The sequence below is a fragment of the Nocardioides sp. W7 genome, from assembly GCF_022919075.1.
Classification (GTDB): Bacteria; Actinomycetota; Actinomycetes; order Propionibacteriales; family Nocardioidaceae; genus Nocardioides.
The window spans coordinates 4,189,391-4,211,385 of sequence record NZ_CP095078.1 but is presented as its reverse complement, the minus strand read 5'-3'; the positions used below and the strand labels follow the sequence as shown (position 1 = coordinate 4,211,385).

The window sequence follows — 21,995 nt, the reverse complement described above, 5'->3', positions numbered from 1 at the left end:
TTCGCGCCCGTTCCCCTGCGGGGTGGCTGTTCGTCACGGCAAGATGACTTCCGCCGACATCGGCATCTGCCGCCGCCGACGACACACGCGAGGTCCGTTGATGTACGCACCCCCGCACTCGTCTGCGACCGCTGCGGCCGCGACCGACTACTTCGCCGCTGGTGGCGCGGAGGCATGGCGAGCGTTCGTGGCGGCGGTCGACGCCGATGTGCGACGCGGCGTGCTGAGCCCGGCTTCCGGCGTACTCCTGAGCGCGCAGGTGCGGGTGGCCCGTGCGCAGGGTGCCCAGGACGACGACGCACTCGACGCAGCGGTCGCGCTGACGGCATCGCCACCCCCGGGGGCCGACCGGCGGGCGTTCCTCGCCGTGGAGCTGGTGGCTCGCGGCGAGCGCCTTCGAAGACGGACCGGGACGGACGACGTGGCAGTGCTGGTCGCGGCCGTGACCGCGGTCGACGCGCCCCCGGACCAGTACACCCATGACCTGCTCAACTCCAGCACTGCCGGACTGTTGGCCGACTACGAACGCAACCGGGACCCAGCGGTTCTGTCGAGCGCCATCGCACTGTGCGCCCGCCGTCACAACGGTGTGCTCGATCCGGTGACGAGGGCGGCGCTGGCGAACAACGAGTCGAACATCTACCTCGCGCGCGCCTCGGCGACCGGATCGCAGGAGGACTTCGATCACGCCGCCGCCGTTGCCGAGGAGGCGCTCGCGGTCCTGGCGGTAGGCGAGCAGTCCGCTCCCGCCGAGTTGCGTGCCCCGTGGGAGCAGACCCGGATCCGGGTCGAGCTGACCCTGCTCGGTGTCTTGTCCGAGAGGTGGCGGACGGTGAGCATCAATGACGGACTCGCGGCTGCCCGCGCGGCCGTCGAGGTGCGATTCGCTTTGCTGCCCGACGACCATCCGATGCGATCGTCGGTGGCCGCGGCGTTGGGTTCGGTCGAGGTCAACGACGCAGCGCTGCGCGGCGATGCCGCCGCGGCCGATCGCGCGGTGGACCACTATCGACGCGCGGTGGAGCAGGCCAGTGCAGGCACGATGGAGTTCTACGTCGCGGTGACCGGCCTGGTCGCCGCACTGCAGACGGTCTTCGACCACACGGGTGACACCGACGCGCTCGACGAGGCGATCGACGTGATCCACGAGGTGCGTCCGGCTGCGTCCGGCGCCGCGTCCGAGGCGCTCGACCACAATCTGGCGGTCTGCCTTCGTTGCCGGTATCTCGTCAGCCACGACGTGACGGACCTGGAGCGGGCGCTGGAGCTGCACCGGCTGGTCGACGCGCGGCAGGCGGGTGGCGACTCGTGGGCCGACCTGCGCGACCTCGAGCACGCCCGGACGGCGTACCGCCGGGCCCTGCACGACGAAGTCTCCGACCGCCACCTCGACCTCGCGCTGAGCCTGGCGCTCCGCGTGGCTCGTCGTGAGCAGATGACCCTGCTGCGCCTGCGGGCCTGGCAGCACGTCGCGGAGATCGCCGTGCGGGACGAGCGCTGGTCGCTGGCCGCCTGGGCGGCGGACCGAGCGCTCGCCGCCGTCGATGAAGTCCTGGGCGCGATCGCGTCGCACGAGTGGATCGACTGGTTGCGCCCGGTGCAGGGCGCGGCGACCCTCGGCGCGATCGGCGCGGCCCGGGTCGGCGACCTGACCGCGAGTGTGGAGCTGCTCGAGCGCGGCGCCGGCATCGAGGCCGCCGGGCACCTGGGCCACGAGTCGTTCGCCCTGCACCAGGCCCGCGCCACGGGTCACGAGGCCGTGGCTGACCGGTACGCCGTGGCGACCGAACGCGTCCGTGCGCTCCTGCGCGGCGCCATCCGGCTCAGCCCTCTCGACGGTGGCATCGACCCGGCATCGACCTCCGGGCAACTGGCGGGCGCTCTGGTTGAGATGCGTGAGGCCCGATCGGCCGTCGAAGCCCTCATCGGGCCCATTGCGCCGAGCGCCACCGTCGTGGCACTGCTGGACTTCGTCGCGCGCACGGGGGAGCAGCTGACCTATCTCGCGGCGGGTCAGGACAGCGGGATGCGGGTCGACCTCGCGCCCGACCCCGCCGGCCCGACGATCCGGGTGACGTGGCTCGAGGACCTGACCATGGACGAGGTGGCTGACCTCCGCGCAGACCTCGACGGCTGGACGGATGTTGTCGAGGGCGGGCGCGCAGTTCGTGGTGACCACCCGGTGCCCGACGCGGAGGCCGTGGCCGACGTCCAGGGCCGGATCGCCGAACTGGTCGGGGCGGCACTCCCGTCGGGCAACGGGGGTGCGTTGCGACTGGTGCCGGGAGGCGGTCTGATTTCCCTTCCGGTGACCGCCGCCCTCCTGGACGTTGAGGGCTGGGCGTCGGTGAGCGTGGCGGTCTCGGGGCGGATCCACCTCGCCGCCGTGGGCACCGCGGGCCCCGGGGTCGAACCGAGGATCGTTGCCGTCACCAATCCGACGCCGTGCGACTTCGACGGCCGAACCTGGCCACCGCTGCCCGGCGCCGAAGCGGAGGGCGAGGACCTCAGCGCCTACTACGGCGCCACCCACCTGACGCGCCGCGCGGCCACGGCCGCTGCCCTGCGCGGAGCGCTCGACGATCCGCAGGTCGAGGTCGTCCACGTCGCTGCGCACGGGCAGCTGAACGGCGAGGGCATCCGGGTCCTGCTCACCAACGAGGCCGATCATCAGGCGGGAGTCCTCTCGGAGCGCGAACTCCCGCCCCGGCTGGCCGGGACGTTCGTGGTTCTGACCTGTTGCTGGCTCGGCGCCTCGGCCGAGGAGCTTCCCGACGAGGCCAGGGGTTTTCCGACCTGGCTGCTCCGCGCAGGAGCATCCGGGGTCGTGGCACCGCTGTGGCCCGTGGAGGACCGGGCCGCCGGCGCGTTCACTGCGGCGTTCTACCGACACTGGGTCGGGGGCGGGTTGCCGCCGGCACGGGCGCTCGCGCTCGCTCGCGCCGATCTTCGACGCTGGGGCGGCGACGAGACCCGTGATCCGCGGGAGCGGGCCGACCTGCTCGTGACGGCTGAGGCCTTCACCGTCTTCGGCTGCTGAGACGCCGGTCCCGTCGCTGCCACCGTGACAGTTGGGCAGGGGGTCTGGGTTGTCGGCGCGTGCACTGTGATGCTGGCTGAGCGGATGGGTCGCGCCGGACGCCGTGGTGGTTCGTGGGGGCATCAGGTCGTCCATCGCCTGCCGGCCAGGTGGGTCGCCGTCGGCTGGGGGTGACGGCGACCTGCCGGGACCGCAGGCCGCGCGGGAGCGTCGGGCCATGTCCGAGGGGGTGGCACGCTGGGAGAGATGCAGGTGGGGGCGTGATCGGACCGACGCCGGACGGTGGTCCGCTGGCCTTCGGCGTCGAGTGCCGGACCAACCCCAAGTCCTTGGCTGAGTCCGACCGGGTGACCAGCAATGCGGACAGCATCTACGGCCTGGTGGCGCTGGAACCGATTCGGCCTCAGGCCGATGGCCTGTCGGGATCACTGATTCTTCTCGAGTTGCACCGTCCAACTGATCACGATTGATGCCCGCAAGCGTAGGTGCTCTCCGACACGGAAGCCGACCGGGCCGTAGCCCGTCCTCCGCCAAGACGAGACGGTCTGCTTGGTCACGCCAAGGTAGGAAGCGACATCGCCGTTGTCCCGTGTCAACGGCGGCTGAAAACTGACCCCCTCGCGGCAATCGAAAACTGACCCCCTCTTGTTCACTGGTTCTCTTCGGTGACGGCCGCGGGGACGCGGCCGAGTTCTCGGTTCTTCAGCCGGTAGGAGTCGCCCTTCAAGGCGATGACCTCGGCGTGGTGGACGAGCCGGTCGATCATCGCGGCGGCGACGGTGTCGTCGACAAAGACCTCGCCCCAGCGGGCAAAGTTCTTGTTGGACGTGACGATCAGGCTGGCGCGCTCGTAGCGCGATGAGACGAGCTGGAAGAACAGGTTCGCCGCCTCGGGTTCGAAAGGGATGTAGCCGACCTCGTCGATCACCAGGACCGGGTAGCGGACCAGGCGGCGCAGCTCGTCTTGCAGCCGGCCGGCGTGATGGGCCTCGGCGAGCCGGTCGACCCACTGGCTGGCGGTGGCGAACTGGACCCGGTGTCCGGCCTGACAGGCCCGGATCGCGAGCCCGGTGGCCAGGTGGGTCTTCCCCGTCCCTGGCGGGCCGAGCAGGACCACGTTCTCCTTGCCCGCGACGAAGTCCAGGGTGCCCAGGTGCGCGATGGTCTCCCGCTTCAGGCCACGGGCGTGGTCGTAGTCGAAGTCCTCCAGGCTCTTCCTCGACGGGAACCGGGCGGCGCGGATGCGGCCCTCACCACCGTGGGACTCCCGCGCCGACACCTCACGTTGCAGACACGCGGCGAGGAACTCCTCGTGCGTCCACGACTCCTCCCGGGCCCGTACGGCCAACCGTGCGACAGACTCGCGCAGCGTGGGCGCCTTCAACGCTCGGGTCAGGAACTCCAGCTCGCTCGTGACGTCGCGACCGGCCCTCGCGGTCCTCTTCGCCGTGCTCGGCGTGGTCATCACGACACCTCCTCGTCGACCAGGCCGTCGGACAGGGGATCGACGAGCCCGAGGACCTGGTCGTAGACGCCGAGCGATCGGATCTCGACCTCCTCGCCGGTCACCGCATCGGCGACCGGGCGGAGCAGGTCGCCGCGTCCTTGCCGCAGGAGCTTCGCGGCCACGGTGTGCTCGAAGTCGCTGATCGTCTGGTGCTGGGCCCATACCCGGGCGTGGTCGGCGACGATCGCGCCCTCACACGTCACCCACACCCGGGCCAGGTCGGCGTGGACCTCAATCCGGCGCCCGACCACGGCGGGGTGCACGGAGTAGTCGTTGGAATCGAGGCGGATGTAGTGATCGCGTGGCAGCCGCATCGACTTGCGCCACCCGACCTCGGGCGGCACTGGTGGCAGCGGCATCATCGCGGCCCGGTCGGCGGCGATCCGATCGTTCGGTGCGCATCCCAGGACCCGCATCTTCCGGGCGTTGGCCTTCACGACGAACCCGGCCAGCTGGGTGTTGAAGTCCTCAGGGCCGGTGAACTCCCGGCCGGGCAGGAACGAGCGCTCCAGGTAGTCGTGGAACCGCTCGAGCATGCCCTTGGCCTCAGGGTCGGCTGGCTTGCACACGTAGACCTTGGTGCCGAGCACGCCGCGGAATGCCTGGCACTCGGTGGTGAGCGCGGACTCCTTGGGGCGCCACCGCCCGATGGCACCCTCGCCGTCCCACACCAGCAGCTTCGGGACCGCGCCCAACTGCTGGATCAGGTGCCACCAGCCGGGAAACAGGTCCTCGCTCTCTCGGCGCGGGATCAGCACCGCGCTGGTCCAGTGCGAGTAGCCCGACACCATCGTCATCACCGGCAACCGCTTCGCGGTCCGCCTCTGGCCGAAGCCCACCGGCAACTCGATGTCGGGGAACCAGAAGTCGAACTGCGCCAACCCACCAGCCTCATAGATCGTGCGCGAGGACGGGTCCGGCGGCAGGTACACCGGCCGTAGCTCGCTCACCCGGGTGCGCAGCGTCCGGATCGAATGCACCCACCCGATCCGCTCAGCAACGACCGTTGCCGGCATCGTGGGCGTGACCCGCAACAACTCACGAATCCGCGGCTCGACCTCATCGACCAACGATCCCCGCGCCGGCCGCTCGTAACGCGGGGCACCGACGTCGCGCAGCGCCTTCCGCACCGTGTTCTTCGAGATCCCCATCGACCTGGCGATCACCTTGATCGGCACTCCCTCCGCACGGTGCAACCGGCGGATCTCAGCCCAGTCCTCCACTGACAACACTCCGCATCCCCCTGCCTCGAGATGAGGACAGGGTCTCGGAGGGGGTCAGTTTTCAGTTGCCGTTCGGGGGTCAGTTTTCACGTGCCGTCGACATCCCGCAGTTCTTGGGCGTCGACCAGCCTGGGTGCCCGGCTGCCCGGTCCACCCGACGTCGCGGCCCAAAGGCTCCCGGTTCCATAGCCCGCACGGGAGCGATCACGCCGGCGGTAATGATGTGGCAGCAAGCTGACTCGAGACGCGCAGCGATGGTCGCCGAACCGTGGGATGCGACGCTGGTGGCTCGGGCAACCGACCCCGGGCCGAGGCCGCTGCGGCGACCTACCCCGAGGCCCCTGAAGATCGTGTGGCAGGGGATGGTGCTGCCAGAATCTGTACCGGATCTGTCACAGACGAGCGACTAACAACAGCAAAACGCCGCCGAGCGACCAAAGGGTCGCTCGGCGGCGTTTGCACAGGTCAGCGGTTGTTCTTGTGGTTGTTCGGGGTGGTCGAACGACCACAGCCGGAAGTCCGGTCAGATGTCGTAGTAGAGCTCGAACTCGTGCGGGTGCGGGCGCAGCTGCACGGGCGCGATCTCGTGGGTGCGCTTGTAGTCGATCCAGGTCTCGATCAGGTCCGGCGTGAAGACGTTGCCGGCCGTGAGGTACTCGTGGTCGTCCTCGAGTGCGTTGAGGACGGCGTCCAGCGAGGTCGGGACCTGGTCGATCTCGGCCATCTCGTCCGGCGGGAGCTCGTAGATGTCCTTGTCGATCGGCGCGGGGGGCTCGATCTTGTTCTTGACGCCGTCGATGCCGGCGAGCATCAGGGCCGCGAAGGCGAGGTAGGGGTTCGCCGACGGGTCGGGGAAACGGGTCTCGACGCGCTTGGCCTTCGGGTTCGACCCGGTGATCGGGATGCGGACCGAGGCGGACCGGTTGCGCGAGGAGTACACCAGCGAGATCGGGGCCTCGAAGCCGGGCACCAGGCGGTGGTAGGAGTTCACCGTGGGGTTGGTGAAGGCCAGCAGCGACGGGGCGTGCTTGAGGATGCCGCCGATGTAGTGGCGGGCCATCTCGGAGAGGCCGCCGTACCCGGTCTCGTCGTAGAACAGCGGGTCGCCGTTCTTCCACAGCGACTGGTGGACGTGCATGCCCGAGCCGTTGTCACCGAAGATCGGCTTCGGCATGAAGGTGACCGACTTGCCCTGGTGCCAGGCGGTGTTCTTGATGATGTACTTGAACTTCATCACGTCGTCGGCGGCCTTGAGCAGCGTGTCGAAGCGGTAGTTGATCTCCGCCTGACCCGCGGTGCCGACCTCGTGGTGGGCGCGCTCGACGAGCAGGCCCGACGCCTCGAGGTTCTTGACCATGTCGTCGCGCAGGTCGCCGTAGTGGTCGTACGGCGCGACGGGGAAGTAGCCGCCCTTGAAGCGGGTCTTGTAGCCGAGGTTGTCGCCCTCCTTGCCGGAGTTCCACCAGCCCTCGACCGAGTCGATGTGGTAGTAGCCCTCGTTGGCGGAGGTGGAGTAGCGGACCGAGTCGAAGATGTAGAACTCGGCCTCGGGCGCGAAGTACGCGGTGTCCGCGATGCCCGTCGTCTCGAGGTACGTCAGCGCCTTGCGCGCGATGTTGCGCGGGTCGCGCGAGTATGCCTCGCCCGTGATCGGGTCGTGGATGAAGAAGTTCAGGACCAGCGTCTTGGCGGTCCGGAACGGGTCGATGAACGCCGTGGTCGGGTCCGGGAACAGAGCCATGTCGGACTCGTTGATCGCCTGGAACCCACGGATCGACGAGCCGTCGAAGGCGAGGCCGTCGTCGAACACCGACTGGTCGAACGAGGAGACCGGGACCGTGAAGTGCTGCATGATGCCGGGCAGGTCGCAGAACCGGATGTCGACCATCTCGACACCTTCGTCCTTGACGTACTTGAGCAGCTCGTCGCTGTTCTGGAACATTCATCCTCCTTGGCTGCTGGAGCGGCAGCCGTGGTGCGGAAGTGCGGAAGGCCCGGTGCCACAATGCGCCGGCTGGTTGCTCGCAACTTAGCGCAGGGCCCGTGTCCGGGTCATTGCCACCCTGTTTCGCCGAGGTAACAGGTATGCCGGATCCCGCCTGGCGGCGCCCTCCCTCTACCCTGACGGCCGTGACCTCGCCGACCTTCGAGACGACCAGCTGGGCCCGCCGTGTGATCGCTCTCCTGGTGGACTGGTTCGCCTCGACGCTCGTGGTCATCGCCTTCGTCGGGATCGACGCGTACGGCGAGACCGGCAGCCGCGCGCAGTGGCTGGTCCTGGGCGTGTACGTCCTCGAGTCGGCGCTCGGCACGGCTCTGGCCGGCGGCTCGTTCGGCAAGCTCGTGACCCGGCTCCGGGTGGTTCGGGTCGACGGCGACCCCCGTCCGATCGGCCTGCTGCAGGCGTTGCTCCGGTCGGTGATGGTCGCGCTGGTGATCCCGCCGCTCGTCTTCCGGCCCGACGGTCGGGGCCTGCACGACCTCGTCGCGGGCTCGGCGACCGTGGACCTGCAGACCTGGCGCACGCTGACCGGGCGCTGAGCAGCACCGCGGCCAGTTTCGGTCGTACGGTCGCTGGTTAGGCTCGAAGCGACTCCCACGAAAGGTCGCCTCCCATGTCGCGCCGTACCCTCCCTGTCCGCCGCCTTGCCGTCGCCGCCCTGGCGCCCCTCGCCCTGACCACACTCGCCGCCTGCGGCGACGACGGGGGATCGGCCGCGAAGGAGCCCGCCGCGTCCTCGACCCCGTCTCCGGCAGACGACGTCGAGGAGAGCGGTGACGCGGACGCCGCCGCGGACGTCGCCGCGGGCGAGGAGATCGAGCCGGCCGCCTTCATGAAGATCTTCGAAGGGGCCTTCGAGGATGCCACCACCGTGCACATGACGATGGACATGAGCACCGCCGCCGGCGCGATGCAGGGCGAGGGTGACGCCGACTACTCGAAGACCCCGGTCGAGATGCAGCTGACGATGAGCGGCGGCATGATGCCGGGCGCTGGCATCGAGACCGTCATGGTCGACGGCGTGATGTACATGAAGATGCCCGGCATGGGGGCCGACGACAAGTACTTCAAGCTCGACCTCAACGATCCCGACAACCCGCTCGGACAGAGCTTCACCAGCCAACTGGACCCGAAGGCGATGTTCGAGCAGTTCGAGGACGGCCTCTCCTCGGTGGTCTACCAGGGCGAGCAGGACGTCGACGGCGACTCCGCCGACGCCTACGTGGTGACCGTCGACGCGGCCGAGGTGCTGGCGGCGCAGGGCCAGGAGATCCCGGAGGGCGTCGACGTCCCGGAGGAGTTCAGCTACACCGTCTACTTCGCCGACGACCTCTTCCGCCGGATGGAGATCGACATGGGCGAGGGCCTCGGTGCGGTCTCCATGGACTTCACCGACTGGGGCAAGGACGTCACGATCGAGGCGCCGCCGAGCAACCAGGTGACCGACTTCCCCGACCTGACCACGGCGGGCTAGCCCGGTCCGGGCGGGGGAGCCTCGATGAGCGGCGCCTACGCCCGGTGGCTGGACAACGCCGAGCGGCGGGGGGTCGACTCCAGCACGATCCTGCAGATCGCCGCGGAGCACGACCTCACGCCGGAGGACTTCGGGCTCCTCGACCGCCTCGAGGAGGTCCGCGACCTCGACGGCAAGTCGTTCTTCCTGCTGCCCGACGACATCGGCTCCGACGACGCCCGTCGGGCGGTGCTGCTGACCTATGTCCTGAACGCCGGCACCGACTACGGTCCCGCGAGCACCGACAACGACTTCGAGGAGACGCCGTACTCCTCGACGGAGGTGCGGCGGATCGTCGGCCGCCAAGCGGCGAACAGCTGGAGCTACGACCGGGGAGTGGCGTTCGTGCACGGCAACGGCGGCCGGCTGGCCAGCACTCCCAACGCGATCCTGATCGGCCTGGGCGGCAACCGGCTGCAGGGTCTCCTCAGCCAGCGGGGCGGCACGACGTACGGCGACATCTTCCTGCTCAACGTCGACGAGGTGGACGACCCCGCCGCCACGCTGAGGTCCGCCATCGAGTCCGGCCGGGCGACGTACCAGGACGACGACGGCGACGTCTACCAGGGCAAGCTCGACCTCGACCGGCTCCTGCACCACGAGGAGCGGCACTCGCAGCAGTGGGCCGAGAAGGGGTACGCCGGATTCATCTCGTCCTACCTCTGGGAGCAGCTCACCGGTGGGAACGAGACCGAGGAGGGCGCCGGCCCCTCCGACGGGGGCTACCGCCGGTGAGGCGCGGGCTTGCTCCGGGAGTGCGGCTCAGCGACCGCGCAGGTTGCCGCGCATGCCCTTCATGCTCGTCGGCACCGGGCCCTTGGGCAGCGGGATCGTGCCGCGGCGCGCGTCGATGGCCTTGAGCCGGTTGAGGATGTCGGTGATCTCCGGGCCCTTGACCTGGCGGCCGAGCTTCTGGACGTGCCGCACCAGCTTGGGCAGCGGCACCTCGCCCTCGCCGCGCCCGCAGACGATGTCGTGGATCGGCGCGTCGATGACGACCCGCTCGTGCTTGCGGTGCTCGGCGGCCAGCAGCTGGCGCACCCGGCCCGGGTTGCCCTCGCCGATGAGCACGATGCCGGGAGGGCCGACCAGGCGGTGCACGACGTCCTGCTGGCGGTTGAAGGCGATGGCCGGCTCGGTGACCCAGCCACGCCGCAGCATCCGGAGCGCCGCGGCGGCGGCGCCGGGCTGCCCCTCCATCTGGGAGTACGCCGAGCGCTGCGCCTTGCGGCCGAACAGGATCATCGTGGCCAGCGCGCCGAACAGCAGCGCGCCGACGATCGACATGATCCAGGCGATGATGCCCGAGCCGGGGAGCAGCCAGAAGATCGCGAAGCCCGCCGCTGCCGCGACCACGAAGGTGGCGAGGAGGACCAGGCCGACGCGGGGGTCGGTCTTCTTGGTGAGACGGTAGGTCTCGACGAACTGCTGCCGCCGGCTCATGTCAGCCGCGGGGTTCGGGTTGGCCATGCGGTGCTGCTGCCTATCTGCCGAAGTGCTGGGGACTGGGTTCAGGCCGACGCGCTGGCGCGGGCCTCGATGGCCTGACGGTACAGCCGGCCGGCGCGGTAGGACGAACGCACGAGCGGGCCGGACAGGGCGCCGGCGAAGCCGATCTCCTCGGCCTCGGCCTGCAGCTCCACGAACTCCTCGGGCTTGACCCAGCGCTCGACCGGGTGGTGGCGCAGCGAGGGGCGGAGGTACTGGGTGATGGTGACCAGGTCGCACCCGGCGTCGTGCAGGTCGCGCAGCGCCTGCGAGACCTCCTCGCGGGTCTCGCCCATGCCGAGGATCAGGTTGGACTTGGTGACCAGCCCGAACGCGCGGGCCTGGGTCAGCACGTCGAGGGAGCGCTCGTAGCGGAAGGCGGGGCGGATCCGCTTGAAGATCCGCGGCACCGTCTCGACGTTGTGGGCGAGCACCTCGGGCCGGGACTCGAAGACCTCGGCCAGCAGGTCGGGCTTGCCGTTGAAGTCGGGGACCAGGTTCTCGACGCCGGTGCCCGGGTTGAGCTCGTGGATGGCGCGGACCGTCTCGGCGTACAGCCAGGCGCCGCCGTCCTCGAGGTCGTCGCGGGCGACGCCGGTGATGGTGGCGTAGCGCAGCTCCATCTTCTGCACCGACTCAGCGACCCGGCGCGGCTCGTCGCGGTCGAGCGGCTGGGGCTTGCCGGTGTCGATCTGGCAGAAGTCACAGCGTCGCGTGCACTGGTCGCCGCCGATGAGGAAGGTCGCCTCACGGTCCTCCCAGCACTCGAAGATGTTGGGACAGCCCGCCTCCTGGCAGACCGTGTGCAGCCCCTCGGACTTCACCAGCCCCATGAGCTCCTTGTACTCCGGGCCCATCTTCGCCCGGGTCTTGATCCACTCCGGCTTGCGCTCGATGGGGGTCTCGGCGTTGCGGACCTCCAGGCGGAGGAGCTTGCGACCTTCGGGGACAGGAGCTTGAGTCACATCGAAGAACTGTACGCCGGTGGCCTGACCCGAGCCGATCCGGCGGGGGTGGTCTACGGCACGTCCCGGCGGGCGAACGAGAGCCCCGAGAGCACCGAGCCGCCGAGCAGCAGGACGCCGTAGTAGGCGGCGCCGTGGCCGAGCGAGAGCTCCTGCTCCTCGTCGCACACGGAGTCCGGCAGGGGCTCGGGGCCCTCCGCCGCCTGGTCGTAGCAGTGCTCGGGAACCTCCACGAAGTAGGTCGTCCCGTTCTTGACGATCGCCTCGAGGTTGGGTCCGGGCTGCCAGTTGCCGGCGAGGCCCAGCACCGCGATCAGCGCCCCGCCGCCGACCGAGAGGGCGAAGAGCACCCCGACGGTGGCGACGGTGCTGCGGAACAGCATGGTGAGGACGAACCCGCCCAGGGCCGCCGCGGCGGCGAAGAGGGCGCCGCGGAGCCCGAACTGCAAACAGTCGAGGAGCAGGCCGGTCCCGCTCGGGAGGTCGCGAGAGCGGACCACGGCCCACAGCGCCAGCCAGTACGCCGAGGAGACGACCGTCGCGGTCAGGAACGCCATCAGCGTCACCACGACGCCCTTGGCGGCCCAGATCCGGCTCCGACGGGACTCGAAGAGCAGCTGGTTGCTCATCGACCCGCTGCTCCAGTCGTGCCCGATGAACGTGGTGCCGGCGAGCATCAGCAGCAGGGTCAGCACCGTGACGACGACGAGACCGTCGCCGAAGTCCATCTGGTCGCGCAGGCTCAGCTGCTCGAAGCCGCCGTACCACTCGACCTGCGGCAGCACCATCTCCTCGCACTCGGCCTGGAGGCCGGCGGACTCCGGGTCGACGCCGTACTGACCCGGCTCGTCGAGGCAGGTCTGGAGCTCCTCCTGGACGTAGGGCTGCTCGCGCTCCTCGGCGACCTGCTGCTCGATGCGGGCCAGCTCGTCGGCGGACGGCGGCCGGCTGGTCAGGATCGCGGAGATCGCGATGATCGTCGGGACCACGACGCAGGCGGCCACCAGCAGCCAGACGGCCCGTCGCCAGCGGAGCCGGGTGAGCTCGACGCGCAGCAGGGCGATCATCGGGCCACCTCGCTGGTCGGGGCGGCGGAGGTGGCCAGGTTGTCGGCGGCGGTGAGCTGGAGGAAGAACGTCTCCAGGTCCGGCCGCAGCGGGGACAGCTCGGTGAGCCAGATGCCCGCGCCGGCGAGGGCGCGGGTGACGGCCGCCGGGTCCTCGGTCTCGACCCGCAGCCCGCCGCTGGGCTCGGGGGCGGCGGCGAGGCCGGCCGCCGCCAAGGCGGCACCCGCGGCCTCGGGGTCCGGGACGGCGACGCGGTACGCCGTACCCGCGCCGAGCAGGTCCTCGACGGTGCCGGAGGCGAGCAGCCGGCCGTTGCCGATGATCGTCGCGGAGGTGCAGACGTGCTGCACCTCGGCGAGGATGTGCGAGCTCAGCAGCACCGTCACCCCGGACTCACCGAGCGAGCGGATGGTCTCGCGGATCTCTCGGATGCCCGCGGGGTCGAGGCCGTTGGTCGGCTCGTCGAGGATCAGCAACCGGGGGTCCTTGAGAAGGGTGGCGGCGATCGCGAGCCGCTGCTTCATGCCGAGCGAGTAGCCCTTGTAGCGGTCGCCGTCGCGGCCGGTCAGGCCGACCGTCTGCACGGCGGCGGCGACCCGGCTGTCGGGCGCGCCGATGGAGCGGGCGAGGAGCAGCAGGTTCTGTCGGCCGGTGAAGTTGGGTGAGAACTTCGGCGACTCGACGACGGCGCCGACCCGGCCGATGACCTCGGGCAGCGCGTCGGGCACCGGGCGGCCGAAGAGCCGCATCGAGCCGCTGGTGGCCCGTGCCAGGCCGAGCAGCATCCGGATCGTCGTGGTCTTGCCCGAGCCGTTGGGCCCGAGGAACCCGTGCACCCCGCCGGCGGGCACCGCCAGGTCGAGGCCCTGCACGGCCACCCGTCGGCCCTTGCGGTTCCGGAACTCCTTGCGCAGCGCCGAGGTCTCGATCACCAGGTCCGTCACGTACTGCCTCTCGCCGCGGGTGCGACCGGCAGTCGTCCGGTCGAAACTCAGACGATCCAAGCAGTCCGTTCGGTTGCGTGGTGGCCGAACGCGCCCAGAGGTCTAGCGCGGTCCGGGCGTCAGCAGCTCGATCCGGGGGCCCTTGGCGGGGTCGGGACGCGGGTCGTAGTCGGGGGTGGCGGCGTACGGCGTCCAGGCGAGCAGCTCGCCCAGGTGGCGGCGCACCGACGGCAGCACCTCGGTCACCGGGACGTCGCGGCCGAGCTCGGCCGACAGCGAGGTGACGCCGGCGTCGGCGATGCTGCACGGGACGAACCGGTCGAACCAGCTCAGGTCGACGTCGCAGTTGAGCGAGAAGCCGTGCATGGTCACGCCGCGACTCACTCGGATGCCGATGGCGGCAATTTTGCGCTCCGGACCGCGGTCGTCGGCGCGCAGCCACACCCCGCTGCGGCCGGGCACCCGCGCGGTGGTCACGCCGAGGTCGGCGCAGACCTGGATGAGGGCCTCCTCGACCCGGCGCACGTAGTCGACGACCTTGACGTGGTCGGGGAGGGCGACGATCGGGTAGCCGACCAGCTGGCCGGGGCCGTGGAAGGTGATGGTGCCGCCGCGGTCGACGTCGACGACGGGGGCGCCGTTGGGGTCGAGCGGCCGGTCGTGCGGCTGGGTGCGCTTGCCGGCGGTGAAGACCGGCGGGTGCTCGAGCAGCAGCACGGTGTCGGGCTGCTCGCCGTCGGCGACGCGGGCGTGCACCTCGCGCTGCAGGTCCCAGGCGGCGAGGTAGTCGACCAGTCCGGCGTCCTCGAAGTTCACGCGTCGAGCCTACGCCCGAGGAAGGACAGCTGGCCGGGCAGCACCCGTCGCCAGTACGCCCCGTCGTGGGCCCCCGGCTCGAAGCTCGCCGTCACCTCGGCGCCCGCGGGGAAGCCGTCGGCGTACTCCTCGGTCGCACGGTAGAACGGGTCGCCGGTGCCGCACTCGAGGCGGACCGGGATGCCGTCCAGGTCGGCCTGCCGGCCCAGCACCGAGTGCTGCTCGTACTCGTCGGCGTCCGCGAAGCCCGTCGGGGAGGCCTCGTCGGCGTCGGTCCACAGTGCGGGGCTGGCGACGGCCACGCCCAGCACTCGCTCGGGGCCCAGGAGGCCGGCGAGCCGCAGCGCGCCGTAGCCGCCCATCGACCAGCCGAGCAGCCCGAACCGGGTGGTGTCGACGTCGTGCTGGGCGAGCAGCGGCAGCAGCTCGTCGACGACCATCGCGGAGGCGTCCTCGCCGTCGGGACGCGGGTGCCAGTAGCTGGTGCCGCCGTCGACGGTCGCCACGGCGTACGACGGTCCTTCCGCGGCCTGCGCGGCCAGGAACCGGTCCAGCTCCAGCTCGGGGCCGAGGAGCTTCGCGTGATTGCTGCCGAGCGGGTGCAGCGCGACCACCAGCGGCAGCGTGCCGACCGCTGCCGGAGGTCGGGCCAGGGCCCAGCCGGTCTCCACCCCGCCGCGGTGCTCGGAGCGGAAGCTCCCGGTGATCACCGGGCCGGGCGCTACGTCCGGGACGACGCCGGCCTCGCCGTTCAGGCCGAGCCGGGCCTGGGCCCAGACCCGGCCGGGGAGCACTCCCTGGTGGACACCGGCGGCGCCGGCGGCTGCCACCGCGGCGGTCGAGCCGCCGCCGAGCAGGACGGCGCGACGGGAGAGGCGGGGCATCCCGGCATTCTGGCAGCCGGGTGGGCGCGGCTCGCTGAGCCTGTGGAGGAGCGGTCGCGGTCCGGCCCGCGGCCCGGTAGGAACGGACGGTGAGTGCTCCCCGCCTGCCGCTCGTCGTCCTGGCGCTGCTGGCGACCGCCGTCCTGGTCGCGGCGAGCCTGGCGGTGCTCGATGGCCGACATCCGTCCCCGCGGGTGGAGGCGGCCCCGGAGGCGGTTCCCGCGCGCGCCGAGGCGGCCGCCGTGCTGGCGGACTGGGATCGACGCCGGGCCGCGGCCTGGGCCGCAGGCGACCCGGCGGGGCTGGGGCGCCTCTACACGCCGGGCAGCCGAGCCGGTCGCGAGGACGTCGCCATGCTCCGCCGGTGGGTGGACCGCGGCCTGCGGGTGACCGGTCTGCGGATGCAGGTGCTCGACGTACGGGCCGACAACCGCCAGGGCCCGCGCTGGGAGCTGGTGGTCACCGACCGGCTGGCCGGTGGGCAGGCCGTCGGCCGGCGCACCCGCACGGCGCTGCCGCGCGACGGGTGGAGCACCCGCAGGATCGTCCTGGAGCAGACCCGGGGGGAGTGGCGGGTCGGGGCGGTCAGGACGCTCCCAGCCCGGCCCTCAGCACCGCGCTGACGTCGTGGTGCTCGAAGGCGTAGCCGGCCGCCTGGAGCGCCGCGGGGCGGACGTTGAGCGAGCCGAGCAGCTCGGGGCCCATGGGCCCCGCGGCCAGGCTCAGCAGCGGGCCGGGCACGGCCGCGAACGCCGGTCGGTGCAGCTGCCGGGCCAGGGCGCGGGTGAACTCGGCATTGGTCGGTGCCTCCGGGCAGCACAGGTTGACCGGACCGGCGAGCGTGTCGTGCTCGGCGGCGTACACGACCCCGCCGATCCAGTCGGCCAGCGAGATCATCGCCAGGTGCTGGCGCCCCGATCCGAGCCGGCCGCCGAGACCGGCCCGGAAGAGCAGGGCGAGCTGCTTCAGCGGGGCGCTGCGTCGGTCCATCACGGGCGCGGTGCGGAGCACCACCAGCCGCGAGCCGGCCGCCGCGGCCGGCTCCGCCACGGCCTGCCACTCGCGGCAGATCCGGGTGAGCAGCGCCTGGCCCCGACTGTCGGAGGCCTCGGTCAACACCGCGTCGCCGTGGTCGCCGTAGTAGGAGATCCCGTTCCCGGCCAGGTACGCCGCCCGGCCGCCCGCCGCGGCCACGGCCCGGGCCAGCACCCGGGTGGTGGTCACCCGGCTCTCCCGGAGCTCGCGCGCCCAGCGGCCGGAGTGCGGGTTGCCGAGGGTGGGCGCACCGGCCAGGTTGACGACGACGTCGGCGGCTTCGAGGATCCCGCGGTCGTAGCTGCCGGCGTAGGGGTCCCAGGTGGACTCGCCGGAGCCGGCGGGGCGTCGTACCAGCGTGGTGACGGCGTGACCTCGGCTGCGGAGGGTGTCGGTGAGGTGGCGTCCCAGGAACCCGGAGGCCCCGGCGATCACGATCGTCTGCGACGGCATGGGCCCAGTTTCCCCCCGAGACAAACCGGGGTGCGGGGCGATGGGAGACCATGGGCTCATGAACCTCGGAAGCCCGCAGGGGCGGGCGGGCTTGGGGGAGCTCGGAGCATGGATCGTGGAGGCCGTCCCTGACGGCCTCTGGGTCGTCGGCGACGACGGCGTGACGACGTACGGCAACAGCTGTCTCGCCGAGCTGCTCGGGCTCGCGCCCGAGGAGGTCGTCGGCTTCCCGGTGGCCCGGGCGTTCGACGAGGAGGGGCAGGCCCAGCTCCGAGCGCACCTGGAGCAGGAGCGCGACGAGACCAGCCGCGGCGACGACATCGACTGCCGGTTGGTGCGCGGCGACGGAAGCACCTTCTGGGCGCGGGTCAGCCATGTCCCGCTGCTCGACGATGCCGGACGCCGGCACGGCTGGCTGCTCCGGGTCCGCGACCACAGCGTGCAGCGACGCCTCGTCGAGGACCTCCGCCGTGGTGAGCTGCAGCTGGCCGAGGCCCAGTCGATCGCCCGGATGGGCAGCTGGGAGCTCGACGTCGCCGGCGACGGCGTACTGCGCTGGTCCGACGAGCTCTACCGCGTGCTCGAGGTGGACCCGGCGACGTTCGTGCCGACCCAGGAGTCGTTCCGTCTGCGGCTGCACCCGGACGACCGCGGCACCGCCCAGGAGGCCGCCGAGCGCATGCTGGCCGCGGAGGACATGCTCGACGTGGACGTGCGCCTCGACCGGCCGCCGGGCCTGCCGACCCGGTGGCTCCGCATCCGCGGCCGCGCGATCCGGGCCGCCGACGGCGCGGTGCTGCGGCTGGGCGGCACCGTGCAGGACATCACGGAGAGCAAGGAGAACGAGCACGGACTGGCGTTCCTCAGCGCGATGGCCGGGGCTGCCAACGAGGCCCGCACGCTGCCCGAGGCGCTGCTGGCCGCCGACGAGGTGGTGCGCCCCTACACCCAGTGGCCGGCGGTCCAGGTGTCCTTCCCGACCCCGGGCGAGCTCCTGCACTTCGGCACCGGGTGGGGCGACTTCGGCTCGGAGGAGGTCGCGGCGGCGCAGTCGCTGGGCGCCCGAGCGGTCGAGTCGGCCGAGATCCTGTGCGAGCCGGGTCCGCGAGGCACCTACCTCGTCTCGGGGCCGGTGACGCGCGCCGGCCAGGTGGTCTGCGTGGTCACCTCCGACAGTCGATCGGAGCTCCCGCCCCGCACGTCCGAGCTGGCGATCTTCGGGCAGATGCTGACCCTCCTCGGGCACGTGTCCGAGCGGGAGGAGAGCGCCAACGAGCTGGCCCGGGCGCGCGACGCGGCTGTCGAGGCCTCGCGCGCGAAGTCGGAGTTCCTGGCCACGATGAGCCACGAGATCCGCACCCCGCTGAACGGCGTGATCGGGCTGAGCGAGCTGCTCGGACGCACCGAGCTCAACGCCCACCAGCGCCGGCTCGCCGCGGGCGTCGACCAGGCCGGTCGGGCCCTGCTCGCCCTCGTCAACGACATCCTCGACCTCTCCAAGATCGAGGCCGGCCGCCTGGACCTCGAGGAGGTCGACTTCGACCCGCGCCAGGTGCTCGAGCAGAGCGTCAGTCTGCTGGCCGAGCGGGCGAGCACCCGCGGCCTCGAGCTGGTCGTGAGCAGCGCCGGGTCGATCCCCGCCCTGGTGCGCGGTGACCCGGTGCGCTTCGGGCAGGTGATCACCAACCTGGTCGCCAACGCGGTCAAGTTCACCCACGAGGGCGAGGTCGTCGTCCGCGCCACCGTCACCGAGGGCTCGGAACTGCGCGTCGAGGTCCGCGACACCGGCATCGGCATCGAGCCCGACGTCCAGTCGCGGCTCTTCGACGCCTTCTCCCAGGCCGACAGCTCCACCACCCGCGAGTACGGCGGCACCGGCCTCGGCCTCGCGATCAGCGAGCGGATCGTCTCGGCCCTGGGGGGCCGGATCGGGGTCCGCAGCGAGCCCGGCGTCGGCAGCACGTTCTGGTTCACCGCCGCGTTCGCTCCCGCCAGCGGCGACGGGGCCGCCGACGACTCGCGTCCGGCGCCGTCGGTCGAGGGCCTGCGGGTCCTGGTCGTGGACGACAACGAGACCAACCGCTTCATCCTCGCCGAGCAGCTGGCGGCCTGGGGGGTCCGAGTCGGGACCGTCGCCTCGGCGTACGACGCCCTGGTCGAGCTGGACACGGCGGTGCGGAGCGACACGCCGTACGACGTCGCGCTGCTCGACTACATGATGCCCGGCATGGACGGCGAGCAGCTGGCCCGCACGGTCCGCAGCGAGGAGCGCTACGCCGGCCTCCGGATGGCTCTGCTCTCCTCCGGGGTCGAGGCGAGCGCCGAGTGGCTCGCCGACGCCGGGATCGACGCCTATCTCGGCAAGCCGATCTTCCCCTCGAGGCTGCTCGACACCTTGGCGACCCTCGTCGGCCGGGGGCGGCCGGACGCGTCACCAGCCGCCCGCGACGACGTCGAGGCGGGCTCTCGCGGACGGGTCCTGGTCGTCGAGGACAACCCGGTCAACCAGCTCGTCGCCGAGGGGATCCTGCGCCGGCTCGGCTACGACCTGGCGCTCGCCGAGAACGGTGCGTTGGGGCTCGCGCTGCTCGCCGACGACCCGGCCGGCTTCGACGTCGTGCTGATGGACTGCCAGATGCCGGTCATGGACGGGTTCGACGCCACCCGGGCGATCCGGGCGATGGGCGGCGACGTGGGCCGGATCCCGATCGTGGCGATGACCGCCGCCGCGACCGAGGTGGAGCGTGAGCGCTGTCGCCAGGCCGGGATGGACGACTTCCTCAGCAAGCCGGTCGTGCCGGCCCTGCTGGAGGCCAGCCTGGAGCGCTGGGCGCACAGCGGGGACGCGGACGTCCGGCTGCGCAACCTCGTCGAGGACGAGGGCATCGACCTGGAGTTCGTGCAGCTGATGGTGTCCCGGTTCGGCGCCTCGGCCCCGCAGACCATCGGCGACCTGGACGCCGCCGAGGCCGCCGAGGACCCGGTCGAGGTCGCCCGGGTCGCGCACGGGTTGCGGGGGAGCGCCGCCAACCTCGGGCTGACCCGGCTCGCCGCGCTGGCGGCGGAGCTGGAGGAGACGGCGCGCACGGGCCGGATGCCGCACCCGGCGGCCGTCACCGGCCTCCGCGTCGCCGCGATCGAGGCCGTGGACGAGCTGGGCCGCGCAGCCCGGAGGCTGCGCGGCCCAGAGTGAGACCTGACGGGTGACCCGTCGGCGGGATCAGACGTCGAAGACGCCGGCCTCCAGCCGCTTCTTGACGTCGCGCAGGAAGCGGCCCGCGTCGGCGCCGTCGACCAGGCGGTGGTCGTAGGTCAGGGCCAGGTACACCATGTGGCGCACCGCGATCGTCTCGCCGAGGTTCGGGTCGTCGATCACGACCGGGCGCTTGACGACCGCGCCGGGACCGAGGATCGCCACCTGCGGCTTGTTGATGATCGGGGTGTCGAACAGCGCCCCGAAGCTGCCGAGGTTGGTGATCGTGAAGGTGCCGCCACCGAGCTCGTCGGGACCGATCTTGTTGGTCCGGGTCCGCTCGGCCACGTCGGCGATCTTCTTCGCCAGGCCGGCGATCGACAGGTCGCCGGCGTCCTTGACGACGGGGGTCAGCAGACCCTTCTCGGTGTCGACGGCGAAGGCGATGTTCTCGCGGTCGTAGTAGGTGATCTCGCCCGCGTCGGTGTCGATCGTCGCGTTGAGCTTGGGGTGCTCCTTGAGCGTGTCGATCGCCGCCTTGCTGAAGAACGGCAGGTACGTCAGCTTGACGCCCTCCCGGGCCAGGAAGTCGGCCTTCTTGGCCTCGCGCAGCCGGGCGATGTTGGTGACGTCGACCTCGACCACCTGGGTGAGCTGGGCGGCCGTCTGCAGCGAGTCGACCATCCGCTCGGAGATGATCTTGCGCAGCCGGCTGATCTTCTCGGTCGTGCCGCGCAGCGGCGACGGGGTGACCGACGGCGCCGAGGCGGACGAAGCAGCGGGGGCGGCGGCCGGTGCGGCCGGTGTCTCCTTGGCCTTGGCGGCCTCGAGGACGTCCTGCTTGCGGATCCGACCGCCGACGCCGGTGCCGGACACCGACGACAGGTCGACGTCGTGCTGGCTGGCCAGCTTGCGGACCAGGGGGGTGACGTAGCCGCCGCCGTCAGAGGAGGGAGCGGACGTCGCGGCGGGGGCGGCCGGCTTCGGCTCCTCCGGCTTCGGCTCCTCCGCCTTCGGCTCCTCCGCCTTCGGGGCCGCAGGCTTCGGCTCCTCCGCCTTCGGGGCGGGCTCCGGCTCCGGCTCCGGCTCGGGCTCCGGCTCGGGCTCGGGCTCGGGCTCGGGCTCCGGCTCCGGCTCCGGCTCGGGCTCCGGCTCGGGCTCGGGCTCGGGCTCGGGCTCCGGCTCGGGCTCCTTCGCCGCGGGTGCGGCGTCGGCGGAACCGATGATCGCGAGCTCGGCGCCGACCTCGACCGTCTCGTCCTCCTCGGCCTTGATCTCCAGCAGGGTGCCGGCGATCGGGGAGGGGATCTCGGTGTCGACCTTGTCGGTGGACACCTCCAGCAGGGGCTCGTCGACCGCGACCTCGTCACCTACCGACTTCAGCCAGCGGGTGACGGTGCCCTCGGTGACGGACTCGCCCAGCGCGGGCAGGGTGACGGCGGTGCCGGACCCGCCCGACGGCTTCGTCTCGGCGGCGGGCTTCTCGGCATCCTCGCCGGCGGGGGCGGGCTCCAGGGCGGCGTCGGGCTCCTCGGCCTTGGCCTGCTCGGGCTCCTCCTGCGGCTCGGGCTCCTGCTCCGGCTCGGGCTCGGCGGCGCTCTCGGAGCTCCCCGAGGACTCGCCCTCGTCACCGATCACCGCGAGGATCGCGCCCACCTCGACGGTGTCGTCCTCCTCGGCCTTGATCTCGAGCAGGGTGCCGGCGACCGGGGAGGGGATCTCGGTGTCGACCTTGTCGGTGGACACCTCCAGCAGGGGCTCGTCGACCGCGACCGTGTCACCGACCTGCTTGAGCCAGCGGGTGACGGTGCCTTCGGTGACGGACTCCCCGAGGGCTGGGAGGTTGACTTCGGTGGCCAATGGAG

At 71.6% G+C, this 21,995-nt stretch carries 18 protein-coding genes; 7 read left to right on the top strand and 11 right to left on the bottom strand.

What is annotated here, in order from left to right; all coding sequences use genetic code 11:
* The first annotated feature begins 100 nt into the window (after window positions 1-100).
* Window positions 101-3,040, top strand: a complete 2,940-nt coding sequence (locus tag MUB56_RS19820; protein ID WP_244928731.1) for a CHAT domain-containing protein — start codon at window positions 101-103, stop codon at window positions 3,038-3,040.
* A gap of 260 nt (window positions 3,041-3,300) precedes the next feature.
* Window positions 3,301-3,510, top strand: coding sequence for a hypothetical protein (locus tag MUB56_RS19815; protein ID WP_244928730.1), 210 nt, complete (start codon window positions 3,301-3,303; stop codon window positions 3,508-3,510).
* A gap of 179 nt (window positions 3,511-3,689) precedes the next feature.
* Here MUB56_RS19815 and istB read toward each other — a convergent pair whose 3' ends face one another.
* From istB to glnA, 3 genes are all read right to left on the bottom strand, one after another.
* The gene (istB, locus tag MUB56_RS19810) at window positions 3,690-4,505 is read right to left on the bottom strand and encodes an IS21-like element helper ATPase IstB (RefSeq protein ID WP_244927737.1); all 816 of its coding nucleotides are present in this window, start codon (window positions 4,503-4,505) and stop codon (window positions 3,690-3,692) included.
* On the bottom strand, window positions 4,505-5,779 hold the full coding sequence (istA, locus tag MUB56_RS19805; RefSeq protein ID WP_244927736.1) for an IS21 family transposase: 1,275 nt from the start codon (window positions 5,777-5,779) through the stop codon (window positions 4,505-4,507). Before istA ends, istB begins: the two co-directional genes overlap by 1 nt.
* A gap of 514 nt (window positions 5,780-6,293) precedes the next feature.
* Window positions 6,294-7,712, bottom strand: coding sequence for a type I glutamate--ammonia ligase (glnA, locus tag MUB56_RS19800; protein WP_244928729.1), 1,419 nt, complete (start codon window positions 7,710-7,712; stop codon window positions 6,294-6,296).
* A gap of 188 nt (window positions 7,713-7,900) precedes the next feature.
* Here glnA and MUB56_RS19795 point away from each other — a divergent pair, with 188 nt between their 5' ends.
* The 3 genes from MUB56_RS19795 (at window position 7,901) to MUB56_RS19785 (ending at window position 10,020) form a co-directional block, all read left to right on the top strand.
* The gene (locus tag MUB56_RS19795; RefSeq protein WP_244928728.1) at window positions 7,901-8,311 is read left to right on the top strand and encodes an RDD family protein; all 411 of its coding nucleotides are present in this window, start codon (window positions 7,901-7,903) and stop codon (window positions 8,309-8,311) included.
* Between the two features lie 74 nt (window positions 8,312-8,385).
* Entirely contained in the window at window positions 8,386-9,246 is an 861-nt protein-coding gene (locus tag MUB56_RS19790) for an LppX_LprAFG lipoprotein (RefSeq protein ID WP_244928727.1), read from the top strand.
* Between the two features lie 24 nt (window positions 9,247-9,270).
* Window positions 9,271-10,020, top strand: a complete 750-nt coding sequence (locus MUB56_RS19785) for a hypothetical protein (RefSeq protein ID WP_244928726.1) — start codon at window positions 9,271-9,273, stop codon at window positions 10,018-10,020.
* A gap of 27 nt (window positions 10,021-10,047) precedes the next feature.
* Here the strand turns inward: MUB56_RS19785 and MUB56_RS19780 are convergent, their stop codons facing one another.
* From MUB56_RS19780 to MUB56_RS19755, 6 genes are all read right to left on the bottom strand, one after another.
* On the bottom strand, window positions 10,048-10,755 hold the full coding sequence (locus tag MUB56_RS19780; RefSeq protein ID WP_244928725.1) for a DUF4191 domain-containing protein: 708 nt from the start codon (window positions 10,753-10,755) through the stop codon (window positions 10,048-10,050).
* Window positions 10,756-10,796: 41 nt separating this feature from the next.
* Window positions 10,797-11,738: a lipoyl synthase gene (lipA, locus tag MUB56_RS19775; protein ID WP_244928724.1), complete on the bottom strand. Its 942-nt coding sequence runs from the start codon at window positions 11,736-11,738 to the stop codon at window positions 10,797-10,799.
* Window positions 11,739-11,791: 53 nt separating this feature from the next.
* Window positions 11,792-12,805 carry a hypothetical protein gene (locus MUB56_RS19770; RefSeq protein ID WP_244928723.1) on the bottom strand — a complete coding sequence of 338 codons (1,014 nt, stop codon included), beginning with the start codon at window positions 12,803-12,805 and terminating at the stop codon, window positions 11,792-11,794.
* A complete protein-coding gene (locus MUB56_RS19765) occupies window positions 12,802-13,749 on the bottom strand; it encodes an ABC transporter ATP-binding protein (RefSeq protein ID WP_244928722.1) in 948 nt (315 codons plus the stop codon). The genes MUB56_RS19770 and MUB56_RS19765 overlap by 4 nt, the downstream gene beginning before the upstream one ends.
* Before the next feature lie 102 nt (window positions 13,750-13,851).
* Window positions 13,852-14,565 (bottom strand): lipoyl(octanoyl) transferase LipB, encoded by a 714-nt coding sequence (lipB, locus tag MUB56_RS19760; protein WP_244928721.1) that lies wholly within the window; start codon window positions 14,563-14,565, stop codon window positions 13,852-13,854.
* Entirely contained in the window at window positions 14,562-15,449 is an 888-nt protein-coding gene (locus MUB56_RS19755; protein ID WP_244928720.1) for an alpha/beta hydrolase-fold protein, read from the bottom strand. The genes lipB and MUB56_RS19755 overlap by 4 nt, the downstream gene beginning before the upstream one ends.
* 89 nt (window positions 15,450-15,538) lie before the next feature.
* On the opposite strand from MUB56_RS19755, the gene MUB56_RS19750 reads away from it, so the two are divergent.
* Window positions 15,539-16,072 (top strand): hypothetical protein, encoded by a 534-nt coding sequence (locus tag MUB56_RS19750; RefSeq protein ID WP_244928719.1) that lies wholly within the window; start codon window positions 15,539-15,541, stop codon window positions 16,070-16,072.
* On the opposite strand, the gene MUB56_RS19745 is transcribed toward MUB56_RS19750, so the two are convergent.
* Window positions 16,035-16,937 (bottom strand): TIGR01777 family oxidoreductase, encoded by a 903-nt coding sequence (locus MUB56_RS19745; RefSeq protein WP_244928718.1) that lies wholly within the window; start codon window positions 16,935-16,937, stop codon window positions 16,035-16,037. The genes MUB56_RS19750 and MUB56_RS19745 overlap by 38 nt on opposite strands.
* A gap of 58 nt (window positions 16,938-16,995) precedes the next feature.
* Here MUB56_RS19745 and MUB56_RS19740 point away from each other — a divergent pair, with 58 nt between their 5' ends.
* Window positions 16,996-20,130: a response regulator gene (locus MUB56_RS19740; protein WP_244928717.1), complete on the top strand. Its 3,135-nt coding sequence runs from the start codon at window positions 16,996-16,998 to the stop codon at window positions 20,128-20,130.
* A 27-nt stretch (window positions 20,131-20,157) separates the two neighbouring features.
* On the opposite strand, the gene sucB is transcribed toward MUB56_RS19740, so the two are convergent.
* On the bottom strand, window positions 20,158-21,990 hold the full coding sequence (sucB, locus tag MUB56_RS19735) for a 2-oxoglutarate dehydrogenase, E2 component, dihydrolipoamide succinyltransferase (protein WP_244928716.1): 1,833 nt from the start codon (window positions 21,988-21,990) through the stop codon (window positions 20,158-20,160).
* Window positions 21,991-21,995: the final 5 nt, after the last annotated feature.